The sequence below is a fragment of the Pseudomonas sp. SWRI179 genome (assembly GCF_014268705.1).
Classification (GTDB): Bacteria; Pseudomonadota; Gammaproteobacteria; order Pseudomonadales; family Pseudomonadaceae; genus Aquipseudomonas; species Aquipseudomonas zanjanensis.
Window position 1 is genome coordinate 1 of record NZ_JABWRA010000088.1, and the last position, 14296, is coordinate 14296.

The window sequence follows — 14296 nt, forward strand, 5'->3', positions numbered from 1 at the left end:
CTGACACACCGCTATCGCGAGCAGGCTCGCTCCCACATTGGATTCTCGGTAGGCACAAAATTCATATGCACCCAGTCCCCCTGTGGGAGCGAGCCTGCTCGCGATGAGGCCCGCCAACTCAACATACATGCAGCTGACCCACCGCCGTCAGCAGCCTCTGCGCCCAGGCAAGTCCTCATCCATCAGTTGAAACGCCCTGGGCGCAAAGCCAAGTCGATCACTGGCGTGGGAATGGTCGAACACCAGATCTTCATTCATCCGCCCCACCAGCGCGCTGGAAAGATGCCGGTAGCGCGGCAGGCAGCGCATGATCGAAACGGCCCGGCTCAATACCGGGGCAGGGAGGGGCGGTGTTCGCTCCGGGCGTCCCATGGCCTGGAATACGCGCCTGACCATGGTGCAATAAGGCAGGACCTCTCCCCCCGAGAGGTTATAGGCGCCACTGAGCAGGTCAGGCGTGCTCACGGCGGACAGGCACGCCTGGATGACGTCATCCCCATGCACCGGCTGGCGCAACCCGGTGCCGCCTCCGATCAGTGGGAAAAATCCGAAGCGTTGAATGAACCGCGCGATTTCCGAAATGTTCTTGTCGCGGCCAAAACCATAGATCAGGGTCGGTCGCAGGATCACCCATTCGATTTGCTGTTCGACCGCCCACTGCTCAAGCTGTTCTTCTGCACGTATCAAGCGTTGCGCCACGTCCCGTTCCCGAGCGTCGGGCGATGCGTGCTTGGCAAAGCGGCTGGTGGATGAGAGGACAACAACACGTTTGACCTGGGTGCTGGCAAGGCGCTGCAGATAGTCGGGCAGCACCCAGAGGGGCGCGAATGACAGGAAGGTCTCCAGCGCCAGTCCGTGCCAGTCGTCAGCCTTTCGCCAGGTGACGCCGGGGCAGGACACGCTGGGCAGGCTTCGGGCAAAGGCGTTCGTCGAGTGACCGGCTTGGGCCAGCAATGGCAGGACGCGCTCGCCCAGGAGGCTGGTGCAGCCCAATACGCCTATCCGCAATTATCGAAGGTCCCATGCATGCTTAAGCCGGGTGGTGGCGTGGCGAAGGACCACCAGGCTGAATCGAAACCAGACCCCGATCACCACGCTGATCCACAGGATGGCAGGGTATTTACGACGGAAAAATTTGCGATAGAAACGCAGGAACCCCAAATGTTTGTGCCATTCGACGAAATAAGGTCGATCACGACTGCAACCGCCGAACACATGCATCACCCGGGCATTCGGCACGAACAGTACGCGCCAGCCGGCCTGATGGAAGCGCATGCACCAGTCCAGGTCCTCGCAATGAAGGAAATAGTCTTCGTCCCACAGCCCGACGCTCTCGATCGCTTCGCGCTTGACCAGCATGCAAGCCCCGGAGATGGCTTCAACGACAATGGGCGCACTGGGGAGTGGCTCCTTGTGCAATAAAAAATCCGACAACACCGACGGGAAAAGCGCCGCGAGCCGCGAAAGCCCAAAGGCCCGCATGAAGGCGCGCCTGGGTGTTGGAAACACGCGGCGTCCACCGGCTTGCTCGCTGCCGTCCGGATTGCACAGGAAACCTCCGACCATGCCGATTTCGGGCGAGCTGCGCAGTGCCTGCAGCATGCGGTCCATGGCATTGGCGGCCAGTTCGGTGTCCGGGTTCAAGAAAAAAACGTTGGGGGCCGCAGACAGGCGAGCACCTTGATTGCACGCCACGGCGAAGCCGAGGTTGGCGGCATTGCGGACGATCTGAAGCGAGTCGCCGGCAGGGTGGATTCGCTCCAACTGCACCAGGCTGTCATCGTGGGAGTTGTTATCCACCACGATCACGCGGGAAGCCCCGGCGGCAAAGGCCGACCCTACACTTGCCAACAAAAGTTCACCGGCGTTGTAGTTGACGATAACCACATCACAATCGCCAGGTAGAAATGATGGTGCCCATTCATCAATAGCGAGCAGTTCCACTGCTTCCAACTTCATTACTCCCTGTACAAACCTGGATACGTATGGGATCGCAACTACTCAGGTTTGTATTCAAGATAGCAGGTCCGTGGGCTTCGACCACTTCCGGTCATCGCTCCATGCCGATGACGCGCAACTAGTGGCCTGTACTCGAATTAGCCACACAGGCCACTAGGGCTGGGCCGCTATGCAATGAATCTGTTCGGGTGGCTCAGAACCTTCAGGACGAGGTGCCGGCGTGCATGCCAACGGCACGCCAGGCGGCCTCGGCCAACTGCTGCCGGTAGCCTTCAGGGCTGCGTTTGACGCGGCCGGAGAGCCAGGCGCGGCAGTAGCTTTCCGCCGAACCGATGATCAGTGAGGGAATCAGCTCGAAAGGCAGGTCCTGCAGATCCTGCTGGTGGGCCGGGTCACTGAACCATTTCTTCAGTTCGGCGTTCCTGGCCAGATTCGCCTCGGCGAGCCGCTCGTTGAAGCTGCTGCGCGCGACGGCAAAGCGCGCCTGGTATTGGAACCGTGCCCAATCGGGTTGGCTGACCACCCAATCCACGTAGCTGAACACCAGGGCATGCACCCACTCCCGGGTCGACGTGACAGCGCCGAGGTAGCTGTCCCTGAGTCGCGCCTGATCGTCCAGGGCGGTCATGTACAACGCCGCGACCAAGCCTTCCTTGTTCTCGAAATGGTGATAAATGGCCCCCACGCTCATCTCGCTTTCGGCACGGATGATATCGATGGTGGTCGCTTCGATGCCCTGTTGGTTGAACAGCGCCAAGGCACATCGAAGGATATGCCGCTTGGACTCGGCACGACGCCCTGGGTAACAGCGCTCGAGGAGATCGACAGGTTCCATTTTTCGGCCCAGGCAAAAAGGGGCCATGTTAATTGAAACGAAGGCTTGGCACGAGCGATTGACAGGGTAGCAGATTACAGAATATTGTTCTGTAACAGAGCGATATTCTGTAATGGAGTAATGTTCTGTTCATGACTCAAGCCCACCTGACCAGAGATACCCCATGAGCCAGACTCTCAGCATGTACCAAAGCGTCGGTCCGTCCGCGTTCAGCAATATGGCCTGCCAGATGGCCCCGTACTTCGGCACCATCAACCCGGAAATTTCGGTGTTGGCCCCCGGTCGCGGCGAAGTGAAGGTGCCGTTTCGCAAGGAAATCACCAATCACCTGGCCTCCGTTCACGCCATCGCACTGTGTAACGCGGCAGAGCTGGCCGGCGGCATGATGACCGAGGTGTCCATCCCCAGTGGCGCTCGCTGGATTCCCAAAGGCATGACTGTCGAATACCTGGCCAAGGCCAAGACGTCCATCCACGCGATTGCCGACGGTAGCGATATCGACTGGCAGACTTCGGGCGACAAGATTGTCCCGGTCGAGATCTTCGACGAGGCGGGGATAAAGGTCTTTACGGCGCGCATCACCATGAACGTGAAAATCGGCTAGATCGCCCGGCCCATCAAGCGTCGACCGTTTCTGCCAGATGGGCCATCAGCCACTGGCGGAAGCGGTTGACGCTTTGTCTGTTCGGGGCCCGGCCTTGGGGTTCCAGCAGGCAGAACTGCGCGTCGGTGCGCAGGATGGCATGCGTTGGCCGCACCAGGTTGCCGGTTTGCAGGTGATTGCTGAGCAGGCCCGACCACGCCAGGGCGATCCCTTGGCCAGCCAGGGCCGATTGGATCAGCATGGCGTAGCTGTTGATATTGATGCGCCGTCGAGGTTCTGGCGCTGGGTAGCCAAGACGCTGGAACCATTCCTTCCAGCCAATCCAGTCGCTGTGCTGGTCTTCCAGCCACAACCAAGTGCATCCACCCAATTGCTCCAGTGTCTCGATTTCCGGGTGTTGCGCCAGATAAGCGGGGCTGCACACCGGGAAAATCTCCTCGTTGAACAGCGGCGTGACTTTCATGTTTTTTGGCGGCGTGCTGCAGTAATACAGCGCCAGGTCACAGTCGAGCCGGGAAAAATCACTGACTTGATCCGTCGCGATGATGCGCAGGTCAATCTCCTCGTTCTGGCGCTGGAACTGCGACACCAGCGGCAGCAGCCATAGCGACGCCATCGCCGTGCTGGTGACCACCGTGACTTGCTGCGCACCTTGCCAATGGCGTATGCCCGCGGTGGCCTGGGCGATGTGCTGCAGCGTGTCGCGCACGCTTTCGTAATACTGGCTGCCGGTGGCGGTGAGGTTGATCTCCCGGGTCGTGCGGGTGAACAGTGCCGTGCCCAGGTAATCTTCGAGCAAGCGTACCTGGCGGCTGATGGCGCCTTGGGTGACGTTCAGTTCCCGTGCCGCCATGGTGAAGCTCAAGTGGCGGGCGGCGGCCTCGAACGCCACCAGGCTGTTGAGGGGCGGCAAGGGTTGCAGTTTCATCAGGCTTCAGTCTTATCAGTGTTAGGCGCACAGAGATTGTGCAGAAGCCGGCGTGCAGTGACTACCTAATTAGCGAGGAACGGCTAAAGATCAAGGACCAAGTCGGAAGTGGGCTTGCTGCAGCACAGCAAACGCAGGCCCTTGTCGATTTCCCGCTGCCGGATGCCGCCGTTGTGGTTCATGTCCACCGTGCCCTGGAGCAGGGCGGTCTTGCAGGTACCACAGACGCCCTGGCTGCAGGAGGAGGGCACGATGGCGCCGGCTTTCTTGGCGGCGGACAGCACGGTCTGATTGGCCGGCATGCTGAATGTCTTGCCGGAGCGCGACAGGGTCACCGTGAACTCGGCTGGTTGATCGAGCGAAGCGGTCTGCTGGAGCAACGGTTGCTCATTCAGTGCGGCAATGTCGAAGCTTTCCTGATGGTAGTGGGCGAAATCGAACGCCGCTTCCCTGAGCAGCGACTTGACCGCTTCCATGTACCCCTGGGGACCGCAGGTGAAGATCTCCCGCTCCTTGTAGTCCGGCACTTGCTGGCTCAGCAACGACAAGTCGAGCCGGCCTATCGGTTGCTGCCATTGCGTGGTGTCGCCAAGCCCTTCGCAAATATTGATGACCCGCAGCCCCGGCATGGCTGCCTGCATGTGCGTCAATTCCCCATGGAAGATGATGTCGGTGGGCGTGCGGGCGCTGTGCACGAATACGATATCGAGGTTGCCAGCCATGTCGCAGGCGGCCCGGGTAATCGACATCAACGGCGTCACGCCGGAGCCGGCGGATAGGTACAACAACTTGTTGGCCGGATGGTCGACCGGCGTAAAGCAGCCCGCTGGGCCGGACGCCTTCAGGCTATCGCCGGGCTTGAGGTTGTCATGCAGCCAGTTCGACACCACGCCCCCCGGTACGCGTTTGACGGTGATGGAAAATGCGAAGGGCCGGGTCGGGGAGGACGACAGGGTGTAGCAGCGGGCAATGGTTTGCCCGCCAATGACCGGCGAGATCGTGATGAATTGACCGGGCTCGAAACTCAGGGCGCTGAAGTCCGCACAGCGAAAAATGAACGTCCTGACATCGTGGGTCTCCTGGCGCACGGCGCAGCATTGCAGGGTTTTCTGCTCGCCGCTGTGCCACTGCGCACCGAACGTGCCCCAGGTGGCCGGGTCAGTGAAACGCTGGACCGCGCTGGCGTTTCCAGGGCGCGTCAGGTGTTCGTAAGTCGTCATGTTCATTCCTCACACGCCGTGGGCGGCGAGGCGCGCCGCGTACCAGCGCGAGAACTGGTCGACATAGGTTTCGGTAAAGGCCGAGAACGGGCCGGGCGTGTAGGCCGGATCCTGGGTGCCGCTGTGGGTGATGCCGACGAGGCTGGCGTCCTGCAGGTTGGTCGCGACCCAGACTTCGGTCAGCTTATCCAAGTGGTAGTCGACGCCTTCGACCGCGTCGGCATGGACCAGCCATTTGCTGCGCACCAGGGTTTTGTCGGGCGCCAGCGGGATGATGTAGGAAACCACGGCGTGGTCGCTCATGACATGGGTCCACGAGTTGTGGGTCCAGAAATGCATGTCGCCCAAGTCGCGGCGAGTGAGGTCGCCGAACAGCCGGGTGCACGCCACACGGGTGTCCAGGGTCTGGGATTCGCCGTTGCCGGCAATGGCCAGCCGCTGCGAGCGGAACTGGGTCACGGCGTTTTCACCTAGATGTTCGACGGCGTCGCAGATATAACCTTCGCGCTCCCAGTTGGCCTTGGTCTCGGCATTGCGGCGGTGATACTCCGCCAGCGCCTGGAGTGAGTCCTCCCCCAGGCCATCGGTGCAGAAACCGAAATCTTCGGGCAGGAACGAGGCGGTCAATTCCGGGTGAGTGGCTGCGCAGTGATAACACTCGCGGTTATTCTCGATCACCAGTTTCCAATTGCCGTTCTCGATGATTTCCGATTCGAAGGCGATTTTTGAACGGGCGATGTCATATTGAGCGAAACGCGGTGTCATGACCTGATCGAGGTACTGGATGTCTTCTGGCGGTTCGTCGCCCAGGCAGACGAAGACATGGGTGCCGACAACCCGAGTGTGCACGGGAATCAGGCTTTTGCACTTTGGGTCGAAGGCCTGCCCCATGTGCGCTGCATGTTTCAGGCTACCGTCGAGGTCGTACGTCCACTGGTGGTAGGGGCAGACCAGCATGCCCACCGTCGACTTGCCGGCCTGCTTCAAGCGAGCCCCGCGGTGCCGGCAGACATTGCGAAAGGCCTGCACCTGCTCGTCATCGTCGCGCACCAGGAGGATGGATGACTTGCCGATATCGAGGGTGGAGACATCACCGGGTTCGGGGACGTCGCTGGTGACCCCCACCAAAATCCAATGCTGGGTGAAAAAGATCTCGACGTCGGTTTCAAAAACATCCTGGCGACCAAACAAACCACCCGGCATGCCATGACCGGGAGTGCGGTCGGTCAGAAGTGCACGATGGGTTTTCACGGCATTAATAGTCATTATGGGTCTCGCTCAAACTCAAGGTTGATCAGGCGGCAAGTACAGTTTGGGAAGGTGCAATAAGACCGTCAACGCGCTTTATTTTCACGTTCGCATAACTTTGCGTTATGCCTGGAAGTGGTCTTTAACGTCTTGATAATCAGTGGTTTAGGTAGCTGTCATCGGTCAGCCAGTCGATCAGTGCCTGGGTGATGGACTCACGTTTGCGACCGCTTGGAATGATCAGGTAATAAGCGTCTTTTGGCTTGACCCCATAGGGCGTGATTCTGATCAGCTCACCGCTGTTGAGTCGGTGCGCGATCAGCCGGCTCCAGCCCAGCGCAATGCCATGGCCCTGCATGGCCGCCTGGATCGCATCGTTGTAGGAACTGCAGCGAAATGAATAATTGAGCTTGGGGCGCATATCCCCGAGTTCCCGGCACCAACGGTTCCAGGTCATCCAGCCTTCCAGGGTGGAATCGGAGTCAATCAGCGCCGAGTCCAGAAAATCGGCAATGGAGGAAGGGGCCGGATTGGCGGCCAGCCAAGCCGGCGAACACACGGGAAAGACTTCTTCGTCAAAGAGGAAAATCGAGCTTCCGTCCTCCCATTTTCCATTGCCGAAACGGATGGCCAGGTCGACGTCATCGCGATATGAACTGGGCGAGACCTGCTGCGTCAGCAAGCGCAATTTCAGCTTGGGTTGCAGGGTGCGTAGCGCGGTCAACCTGGGGAGTATTCGCAAGTGCGAAAACGCCTCGGTGCAGGCGATGGTGATCTCCTGCTCACCAATACCCTCGGCAATCTTGTCGAAGACACTGGCCATGCGGTGTATGGACTCCGCGACGACCAGGTGCAGGACATAACCTTCATGAGTCAGCTTGATCGCTCGATGAAGGCGATGGAACAGCTTGGTCTCCAGGGTCTCTTCCAACAACCGGATCTGTTTGCTGACGGCCGCCTGGGTCACGCCCAGTTCCTGGGCCGCCAGGGTGAAGCTGGCCAGCCGCGCCACCGCCTCGAACTCCAGCAGCGCCGTCATCGACGGTATCAGCCGCCGATAGCCCTTGACCTTTTTATCGATATCGCTGGGTTGCATAGGAGTGTTCCAACGCCGTGCCGTGAGTTACGCCACCGAAGATTCTGCTGCGGGTTCAGCAAACCCCGGGTGTGACAGGTTATGCCCCAGCAGTGCCCGATACAGTTCACCGTCGCCCACGATGCCCAGGACGGTACCGGCCTCGTCCTGCACGATGAGGGGGTGGCCGGTTTCGTAGCGGATCTGCAGGGCGTCGCGCATGGTAGTGGTCGGCGGCACGCACGTCGGTTGCCGAGCCAAGGTCCCGATTGCCTGGGTCGGATTCCAGGATTGGACGTGTGCGGTCGTGGCGCCTTTTCGCACGCTGCTCAAATGACGCTGCGCAGTGACCACCATCCACAGGTTTTGAGCCGTATCCAGGCAATATTCGTCGCGGGCGAAAACGCACTGGCCCAGCGGGGTCATCAAGCTTTTCGCGCACAGCACATTCAACGGATTGGTGTGGGCGACAAAGTTGCGCACGTAGTCGTCGGCCGGGTTCAGTACGATCTCTTCAGGCTTGCTGTACTGGATGATCTTGCCGTCTTTCATGATGGCGATGCGCGTGCCCAGCTTCAGGGCTTCGTCCAGGTCATGGCTGACGAACACGATGGTCTTGTGCAGCTTGCGCTGCAGGTCGAGCAACTCATCCTGCAAGCCTTGGCGGATCAGTGGGTCGAGGGCGGAGAAGGGTTCGTCCATCAGCAGGATGTCGGCGTCCATCGCCAGGGCGCGGGCCAGGCCGACCCGTTGCTGCATGCCACCGGACAGCTCATGGGGTTTTTTATTGCGCCATTGGGTCAAGCCCACCAGCTCGAGTTTTTCATCCACCAGCTTGCGCCGTTCCTTTTCCGGGCGGCCCTGCATTTCCAGGCCGAAGCTGATGTTCTCGCGCACTGTCAGCCAGGGCATCAGGGCGAACTTCTGGAACACCATGGCGATGCGTTGGGTGCGCATCATTTTCAGCTCGGCGGGGGTGCAAACGGCGATGTCGATCTGCCGGCCTTGGTGTTCGACGAACAGTTTGCCGCGACTGACGGTGTTCAGCCCGTTGATGCAGCGCAGCAGGCTGGACTTGCCGGAGCCGGACAGGCCCATCAGCACGCAGATCTCACCTTTGTTGATCTCCAGGTTGGCTTTCTCCACGCCGACGATCAAACCGGTTTTCTGAAGAATCTCCGGACGGGAAAAGCCTTGGTCGAGCAGATCCAGGGCAGGCTTCGGGCGGGCGGCGAAGATGACGTCGACGTCTTCAAAACGGATGATGCTCATACGTCACCTCTTTTCAGGGTTTCACGTTGCTTGCAGATGCGGTCGAGCGTGATCGCCAGCAGCACGATGGCAAGGCCCGCTTCGAAACCCATCGAGATATCGGCGGTGTTCAGCGCATTGACCACCGGCTTGCCAAGCCCGTCGGCGCCCACGAGGGCGGCGATCACCACCATGGACAGTGACAGCATGATGCATTGGGTGATGCCGGCGGCGATGCTGGGCATGGCGTGGGGCAGTTCGATGCGCGCCAATAATTGGCGGCGCGAACAGCCGAAGGCCTTGCCGGCATCCATCAGTTCTTCCGGGACATCGCGGATGCCCAGGTAGGTCAGGCGAATGGGGGCGGCGATGGCGAATACCACCGTTGAGATCAGGCCCGGGACCACACCCAGACCGAATAGCGTCAGCGTAGGAATGAGGTAAACGAAGGTCGGTACGGTCTGCATCAGATCGAGTACCGGACGCATCAGTGTGTAGAACATCGGTTTGTGCGCGGCAACAATGCCCAGCGGTACACCGATGACCACGCAAACGAGTGTGGCGAAGGTCACTTGGGCGAGGGTCTCCATGGTCTCTTGCCAGTAACCGAGGTTGAAGATCAGCAGGAAGGCGAAGGTGACGAAGAGGGTGAGGCTCACCTTGCGTTGGATGTAGTAGGCGAGCAGGGCGAAAACAGCAATCAACGCCAAGGGGTTGAACCACAGGAGTGCGGTGGTAAACGCGGTGATCACACCCGACAGCGACAGCGAGATGGCGTCGAAAATACCGGCGCCATGTTGAGTCAACCATTCGACATACCGAGCGATGTGTTCGCCCAGGGGAAGCTTCTCTTGTGTCATCCACATATCACTGATCCGGCTGATGGAAAGAAACCGCACGCCAGCAACCGCCCGGGCGCCGCTTCGCGTGCCAGGTTCGCAGGCAACGCAAAACGACTGCGCGAGGCGTCGCGTCAGCAGCTATCGAAGTTTGGGCAGGGAAGGGGTAACAGAAGAAGCGTGTGACAACGCCAGTCGCCCCGGCTTTCTTTGGCCGGATGTCGAGGGTTTTCCAAAGGAGTGCACTGCAAGATTCATAATGGCGGCTCGTTGTTGTTTTGGTTTGGAGTCCGTTGCCTGTGGGAGATAGTTATCCAGGTGCCTTTGGCTGACAAACCATTTTAAATCAGTGCCTCATGAGTTTTTATCATCAATGATTCGCCACTTCTGGGCCAAAAAAGTCGATTAAATGTACTTGGGTGTACATTCAGCGGTCATCCAAGTACATTCGCGCTACGCATGATTGAAGAAGGTATGCAGGATGCCCCAGGTAGGAAAGGCACGTGGCAAGGCCCAGGACGCGGGCTGGCGGGGCTCGCCGGAGGGTTGGCTGGAAGCGGCCTATGAGGCCCTCAAGGAGTCGGGCATCGATGCGGTGCGGGTCATGCCGCTGGCCAAGCGCCTGGGCTTGTCACGCACCAGCTTCTACTGGTTTTTCGAGGATCGCGAGCAACTGCTGGCGGCGTTGCTGTCGCGTTGGCGGGAGACCAATACAGGGGGACTCATACGGCAAAGTGAAAGCTATGCCGAAAGCATTTCCGAGGCGATCCTGAATGTGTTCGAGTGCTGGCTCAATCCGCAATTGTTCGACTCGCAATTCGAATTCGCCGTGCGCAGTTGGGCGCTTCAGTCCGCGGAAGTAGCCCAGGAGGTGGCGGTGGTGGACGAGCAGCGCATGAATGCCCTGGCGAGCATGTTCAAGCGCTTTGGCTACGACACCCAAGGGGCGGATGCACGGGCCCGAACGATCTACCTGACGCAGATCGGCTACATCACCATGAACACCACGGAGCTGATCACCGTGCGCTTCCAGCGCATCCCACATTACGTGAGCATCTTTACCGGCAAGGTCCCCAAACAGCGTGAGTTGGATCGTTTCTACGGGAAGTTCGGCTATGCCGAAAAAGAGCCCGGGGTCTTTGTGCCCTTGACCGACACGTTCGAAGGCAACGGCGATGATCAATGAGACCGTGGGGATCATTGGCGGCACCGGCTGGTTGGGCGGCGCGATTGCCAGGGCGGTCCTGGCCAAGGGACTGGTGCCGGCGGGGAACCTGATCATTTCCAATCGCTCCGGCAACCATCCGTTGGCTGAGCAAGGCGCTCGCCTGGTCACGGACAACCAACGGTTGGTGGATCGCAGCGACGTCGTGATCATCGCGGTACGCCCCGAGCATTTCGCCAGCCTGGGCATCGATGCGACGGGCAAAATCGTGATTTCATTGATGGCCGGGATTACGGCCCAGATGATTGCAGCGCAGACGTCAGCTTCAGCGATCGTGCGGGCGATGCCCAACGCGGCGGTGGAAATCGAGCAGTCCTTTACGCCTTGGTATTGTTCGACCGGGGTAGGAGCGGCAACGAAAAACCTGGTGCAGCGTGTGTTCGAATGCGTAGGCACCGCGGCAGAAGTCCAGCAAGAGGACTTCATCGATTACCTCTCTGCGCTCTCGGGCACCGGCCCGGCTTTTCCGGCCTTGCTGATGACGGCCCTGGCCCGTCAGGCGATGCTGGCCGGCATACCTGGCGACATCGCGCAGATGGCCGCAAAAAATGTCGTGGTCAACAGCAGCCAACTGCTGGCCAATCGTGACCCCCAGCAGATGATCGACGCCTTGGTGGCTTATCGGGGCGTCACGGCCGCAGCCTTGCAGATGATGAGCCAGGGGGATTTCGAAGAGCAGGTGGGGAGGGCGTTGCAGGCCGGTGCCGCGGTGGCTCGCAAGGGGCTTCAGGCCTGATAAGAATTCGAGATACAAAAACGGCGCCTTCCTCTATTGGAAGAAGCGCCGTTTTTTCTTGAGCGAGCCCTATGGCGGCTCAAGGGACGGGCTTGCCGTTACTTGCTTGGGTGAGCAGCCTGAAGTTTCTTGGCTTCATCCAGGTGATGTTGCAGGTCCGGCAGCATCTTCTGGGCGAACGCCTTGAGTTCGGTACTGCCAGCTTTCTTGTCGTCGGTAACGGTGTTGGCTTCTTTCTTGAACAGCTCGATGGTTTCTTCGTGGGCCTTGACCTGATTGTTGGCGAAGGCTGGATCAAAAGACTCATCGCGCACGTCGAGAATCTTCGCCTTGGCTTTTTTCATCAACGTGGTGTCGTCGGGTACCTGGATGTCATGTTTCTGAGCCAGCGCCTTCAGCTCTTCATTGGCCTTGGTGTGGTCGGTGATCATCTTGTTGGCGAACGCCTTGATGTCCGCCGATTGGCTTTTTTGCAAGGCCAGCTTGCTGGTTTCGATTTCCGCAATGCCACCGGCCGCCGCGTTGTCGACAAAGTCATCTGAAGTCGCGGCCCATGCCATGCCCATGCTGGTACTCAGGGCAACTGCCAGGCCGAGTTGACGCAGGGTAAATCTGTCCATAGGTAAGTCTCCACACAGGTTGTACAAGTGATTCTTGTGGTCACTGATCAATGGAGAGCGGTGCGTTGGCAAAGGTTTGATCGCAATGCGCGACGGTACGACGAACGGTCACCGCTGGTCGGATTGGCGGTCGACAGAACCCCGTCGACGAGGCCATCCTGATAATCGATGGGCGTCGAAAGGACGCCTGCCACCGATCCATCAAAGGAGGTGTTCCATGCCGGTGTCCCACGATTTGTGCCAGGATCTCAACTGCACAAAAGACCACATCAAGCAAAGACGGGCCGAGAATCCAAGGCTCGACTCGTTACTTCAAAAATACTCCGAACTGGATGCCGAAGTGGTCGACGCCGAGAAGCCATCCTCCGCCGTGCTGCCCGACGAAGTCCTGGAGACGCTCAAGAAGAAGCGATTGCTGATCAAGGACGAGATCATGGCTCACATGAAGAGCGAGCCATAGCGCCGACTGCTTGTGAGGACTTTTGTGGCGAGGGAGCTTGCTCCCGCTGGGCTGCGTAGCAGCCCCTGGATCTCGTGAGCGCTGCGCATCGAGCGGGAGCAATCTCTCTGGCCACCACAGGCCTCATGTCAGGCAGGCGCAACACAACCGTCAGGTCAACGGATCCCAGCGCTGGGACCAGTCGCTACCGGTCCTGACGATCTCCCGCAGCACTTCGAACGCCTGCTGCAACGCCGCCGAATCCCGGTCCCTGGAATACACCAGGTAGGTCGGGTAGTTGAACTCCGGCGCCTTGGGCACCCGCTCCAGGATGCCGCTGTCCAGGTAGCTCTGCACGACCCGTGTGCGGAAGTAGCCGCTGCCACCCTTTTCGAGGATGTATTGCAGGGCCAGGGGACCGAGGTTGAAGGTCACCGCGGCCTTGGCCTTGTCCGGTAGCGCGGTGTCGTGTTGGCGTCGGAAATCCGCGCTCCAATCGATGTACACGTAGGGGTCGGGACGGGCGGCCAGGCGCACCAGGATGAGTTTTTCTTCCAGCAATTGTTCCACTTGCAGGCGTGGCCAGTATTCGGGCTGATAGACCACCGCCGCATCCAGCAGCCCCAGTTCCAATTGCTGCAGCAGCTTTTCGCCGTCGCGGATGTCCATGCGCAAGGCATGACCGGGAATTTTCTCGCGCAGTGCACCGGCCCAGGCCAGCATCAACGGGTTGCACAGGCTGACCTCGCCACCCAGGTGCAAGACGTTGCGATAGCCCTCGGGCAATGGCAGGTCCCGGCGGGCCGCTTCCCAGGTTTGCACGAGCTGGTTGGCGTAGACCACGAAGGCCTCGCCGTCGGTGGTCAAGCGCGCGCCGGCGCGGTTGCGCACGAACAGCGCGCAGCCGAGCTGGCTTTCGAGCTTCTGGACCCGGGCGGTGATTGCCGTCTGGGTCACGTGCAGCTTCTCGGCCGCTGCGGCGAGACTGCCGTGGCGGACGATTTCCAGGAAGGTGCGGGCGAGGTCGATGTCCATGGTCAGGCCGATGCGGGGGAAGCGGGCATTGTAAGAGGTGCCATGCCTTCCCGATACGGTCATACGGTTCACTCAAGGCTTTTGCGATTCATTGTGGCGAGGGGATTTATCCCCGCTGGGCTGCGCAGCAGTCCCAAAACCAGGCAACTCGGTGTGCCAGGAAGATTGAGTTCACTGCCTTAGGACTGCTTCGCAGCCCAGCGGGGATAAATCCCCTCGCCACAGGGGGCTGTTGTTCTTGAGTGAGCAGTATGATCTCGAAGCCGGCTGTTATTCGACGGC

The 14296-nt window shown here is 59.8% G+C and carries 15 protein-coding genes; 4 read left to right on the forward strand and 11 right to left on the reverse strand.

The features are described from left to right. Positions 1-147: 147 nt before the first annotated feature. The 3 genes from HU767_RS27625 to HU767_RS27635 all read right to left on the reverse strand — a co-directional run bounded on the left by HU767_RS27625 (position 148) and on the right by HU767_RS27635 (position 2794). Positions 148-993, reverse strand: a complete 846-nt coding sequence (locus tag HU767_RS27625) for an NAD-dependent epimerase/dehydratase family protein (protein ID WP_202894663.1) — start codon at positions 991-993, stop codon at positions 148-150. Between the two features lie 15 nt (positions 994-1008). Continuing rightward, positions 1009-1959 carry a glycosyltransferase family 2 protein gene (locus HU767_RS27630; RefSeq protein WP_225917562.1) on the reverse strand — a complete coding sequence of 317 codons (951 nt, stop codon included), beginning with the start codon at positions 1957-1959 and terminating at the stop codon, positions 1009-1011. A gap of 202 nt (positions 1960-2161) precedes the next feature. Then, the gene (locus HU767_RS27635) at positions 2162-2794 is read right to left on the reverse strand and encodes a TetR/AcrR family transcriptional regulator (RefSeq protein ID WP_186706659.1); all 633 of its coding nucleotides are present in this window, start codon (positions 2792-2794) and stop codon (positions 2162-2164) included. 163 nt (positions 2795-2957) lie between these two features. On the opposite strand from HU767_RS27635, the gene HU767_RS27640 reads away from it, so the two are divergent. Next, the gene (locus HU767_RS27640) at positions 2958-3398 is read left to right on the forward strand and encodes a hotdog fold domain-containing protein (RefSeq protein WP_186706660.1); all 441 of its coding nucleotides are present in this window, start codon (positions 2958-2960) and stop codon (positions 3396-3398) included. A 13-nt stretch (positions 3399-3411) separates the two neighbouring features. Here the strand turns inward: HU767_RS27640 and HU767_RS27645 are convergent, their stop codons facing one another. The 6 genes from HU767_RS27645 to choW form a co-directional block, all read right to left on the reverse strand. After that, entirely contained in the window at positions 3412-4326 is a 915-nt protein-coding gene (locus tag HU767_RS27645; protein WP_186731011.1) for a LysR substrate-binding domain-containing protein, read from the reverse strand. Between the two features lie 83 nt (positions 4327-4409). Further along, complete coding sequence (locus HU767_RS27650; protein WP_186731012.1) at positions 4410-5546, reverse strand: hybrid-cluster NAD(P)-dependent oxidoreductase; 1137 nt, start codon at positions 5544-5546, stop codon at positions 4410-4412. Positions 5547-5555: 9 nt separating this feature from the next. Next, the gene (locus tag HU767_RS27655; RefSeq protein ID WP_186731013.1) at positions 5556-6812 is read right to left on the reverse strand and encodes an aromatic ring-hydroxylating dioxygenase subunit alpha; all 1257 of its coding nucleotides are present in this window, start codon (positions 6810-6812) and stop codon (positions 5556-5558) included. 139 nt (positions 6813-6951) lie between these two features. Further along, positions 6952-7890 carry a LysR substrate-binding domain-containing protein gene (locus HU767_RS27660; protein ID WP_186731014.1) on the reverse strand — a complete coding sequence of 313 codons (939 nt, stop codon included), beginning with the start codon at positions 7888-7890 and terminating at the stop codon, positions 6952-6954. A 27-nt stretch (positions 7891-7917) separates the two neighbouring features. Continuing rightward, positions 7918-9141, reverse strand: a complete 1224-nt coding sequence (choV, locus tag HU767_RS27665) for a choline ABC transporter ATP-binding protein (RefSeq protein ID WP_186731015.1) — start codon at positions 9139-9141, stop codon at positions 7918-7920. Continuing rightward, the gene (gene choW, locus HU767_RS27670) at positions 9138-9986 is read right to left on the reverse strand and encodes a choline ABC transporter permease subunit (RefSeq protein WP_186706665.1); all 849 of its coding nucleotides are present in this window, start codon (positions 9984-9986) and stop codon (positions 9138-9140) included. The genes choV and choW overlap by 4 nt, the downstream gene beginning before the upstream one ends. Positions 9987-10440: 454 nt before the next feature. Here choW and HU767_RS27675 point away from each other — a divergent pair, with 454 nt between their 5' ends. Then, complete coding sequence (locus tag HU767_RS27675; protein ID WP_186731016.1) at positions 10441-11145, forward strand: TetR/AcrR family transcriptional regulator; 705 nt, start codon at positions 10441-10443, stop codon at positions 11143-11145. Then, entirely contained in the window at positions 11135-11920 is a 786-nt protein-coding gene (locus tag HU767_RS27680; protein ID WP_186731017.1) for a pyrroline-5-carboxylate reductase dimerization domain-containing protein, read from the forward strand. Before HU767_RS27675 ends, HU767_RS27680 begins: the two co-directional genes overlap by 11 nt. 98 nt (positions 11921-12018) lie before the next feature. On the opposite strand, the gene HU767_RS27685 is transcribed toward HU767_RS27680, so the two are convergent. After that, a complete protein-coding gene (locus HU767_RS27685) occupies positions 12019-12540 on the reverse strand; it encodes a DUF4142 domain-containing protein (protein ID WP_186731018.1) in 522 nt (173 codons plus the stop codon). A 217-nt stretch (positions 12541-12757) separates the two neighbouring features. On the opposite strand from HU767_RS27685, the gene HU767_RS27690 reads away from it, so the two are divergent. Further along, entirely contained in the window at positions 12758-13000 is a 243-nt protein-coding gene (locus tag HU767_RS27690) for a DUF465 domain-containing protein (protein WP_186731019.1), read from the forward strand. 150 nt (positions 13001-13150) lie between these two features. Here the strand turns inward: HU767_RS27690 and HU767_RS27695 are convergent, their stop codons facing one another. Continuing rightward, positions 13151-14014, reverse strand: coding sequence for a LysR family transcriptional regulator (locus HU767_RS27695; RefSeq protein WP_186731020.1), 864 nt, complete (start codon positions 14012-14014; stop codon positions 13151-13153). Positions 14015-14296 lie beyond the last annotated feature (282 nt).

Excerpts from the sequence above, each read along its gene's own strand:
- HU767_RS27630 (WP_225917562.1), bottom strand. The coding sequence starts at position 1,959 with ATGAAGTTGGAAGCAGTGGAACTGCTCGCTATTGATGAATGGGCACCA.
- HU767_RS27635 (WP_186706659.1), bottom strand. The coding sequence starts at position 2,794 with ATGGAACCTGTCGATCTCCTCGAGCGCTGTTACCCAGGGCGTCGTGCC.
- HU767_RS27640 (WP_186706660.1), top strand. The coding sequence starts at position 2,958 with ATGAGCCAGACTCTCAGCATGTACCAAAGCGTCGGTCCGTCCGCGTTC.
- HU767_RS27645 (WP_186731011.1), bottom strand. The coding sequence starts at position 4,326 with ATGAAACTGCAACCCTTGCCGCCCCTCAACAGCCTGGTGGCGTTCGAG.
- HU767_RS27650 (WP_186731012.1), bottom strand. The coding sequence starts at position 5,546 with ATGACGACTTACGAACACCTGACGCGCCCTGGAAACGCCAGCGCGGTC.
- HU767_RS27655 (WP_186731013.1), bottom strand. The coding sequence starts at position 6,812 with ATGACTATTAATGCCGTGAAAACCCATCGTGCACTTCTGACCGACCGC.
- HU767_RS27660 (WP_186731014.1), bottom strand. The coding sequence starts at position 7,890 with ATGCAACCCAGCGATATCGATAAAAAGGTCAAGGGCTATCGGCGGCTG.
- choV (WP_186731015.1), bottom strand. The coding sequence starts at position 9,141 with ATGAGCATCATCCGTTTTGAAGACGTCGACGTCATCTTCGCCGCCCGC.
- choW (WP_186706665.1), bottom strand. The coding sequence starts at position 9,986 with ATGTGGATGACACAAGAGAAGCTTCCCCTGGGCGAACACATCGCTCGG.
- HU767_RS27675 (WP_186731016.1), top strand. The coding sequence starts at position 10,441 with ATGCCCCAGGTAGGAAAGGCACGTGGCAAGGCCCAGGACGCGGGCTGG.
- HU767_RS27680 (WP_186731017.1), top strand. The coding sequence starts at position 11,135 with ATGATCAATGAGACCGTGGGGATCATTGGCGGCACCGGCTGGTTGGGC.
- HU767_RS27685 (WP_186731018.1), bottom strand. The coding sequence starts at position 12,540 with ATGGACAGATTTACCCTGCGTCAACTCGGCCTGGCAGTTGCCCTGAGT.
- HU767_RS27690 (WP_186731019.1), top strand. The coding sequence starts at position 12,758 with ATGCCGGTGTCCCACGATTTGTGCCAGGATCTCAACTGCACAAAAGAC.
- HU767_RS27695 (WP_186731020.1), bottom strand. The coding sequence starts at position 14,014 with ATGGACATCGACCTCGCCCGCACCTTCCTGGAAATCGTCCGCCACGGC.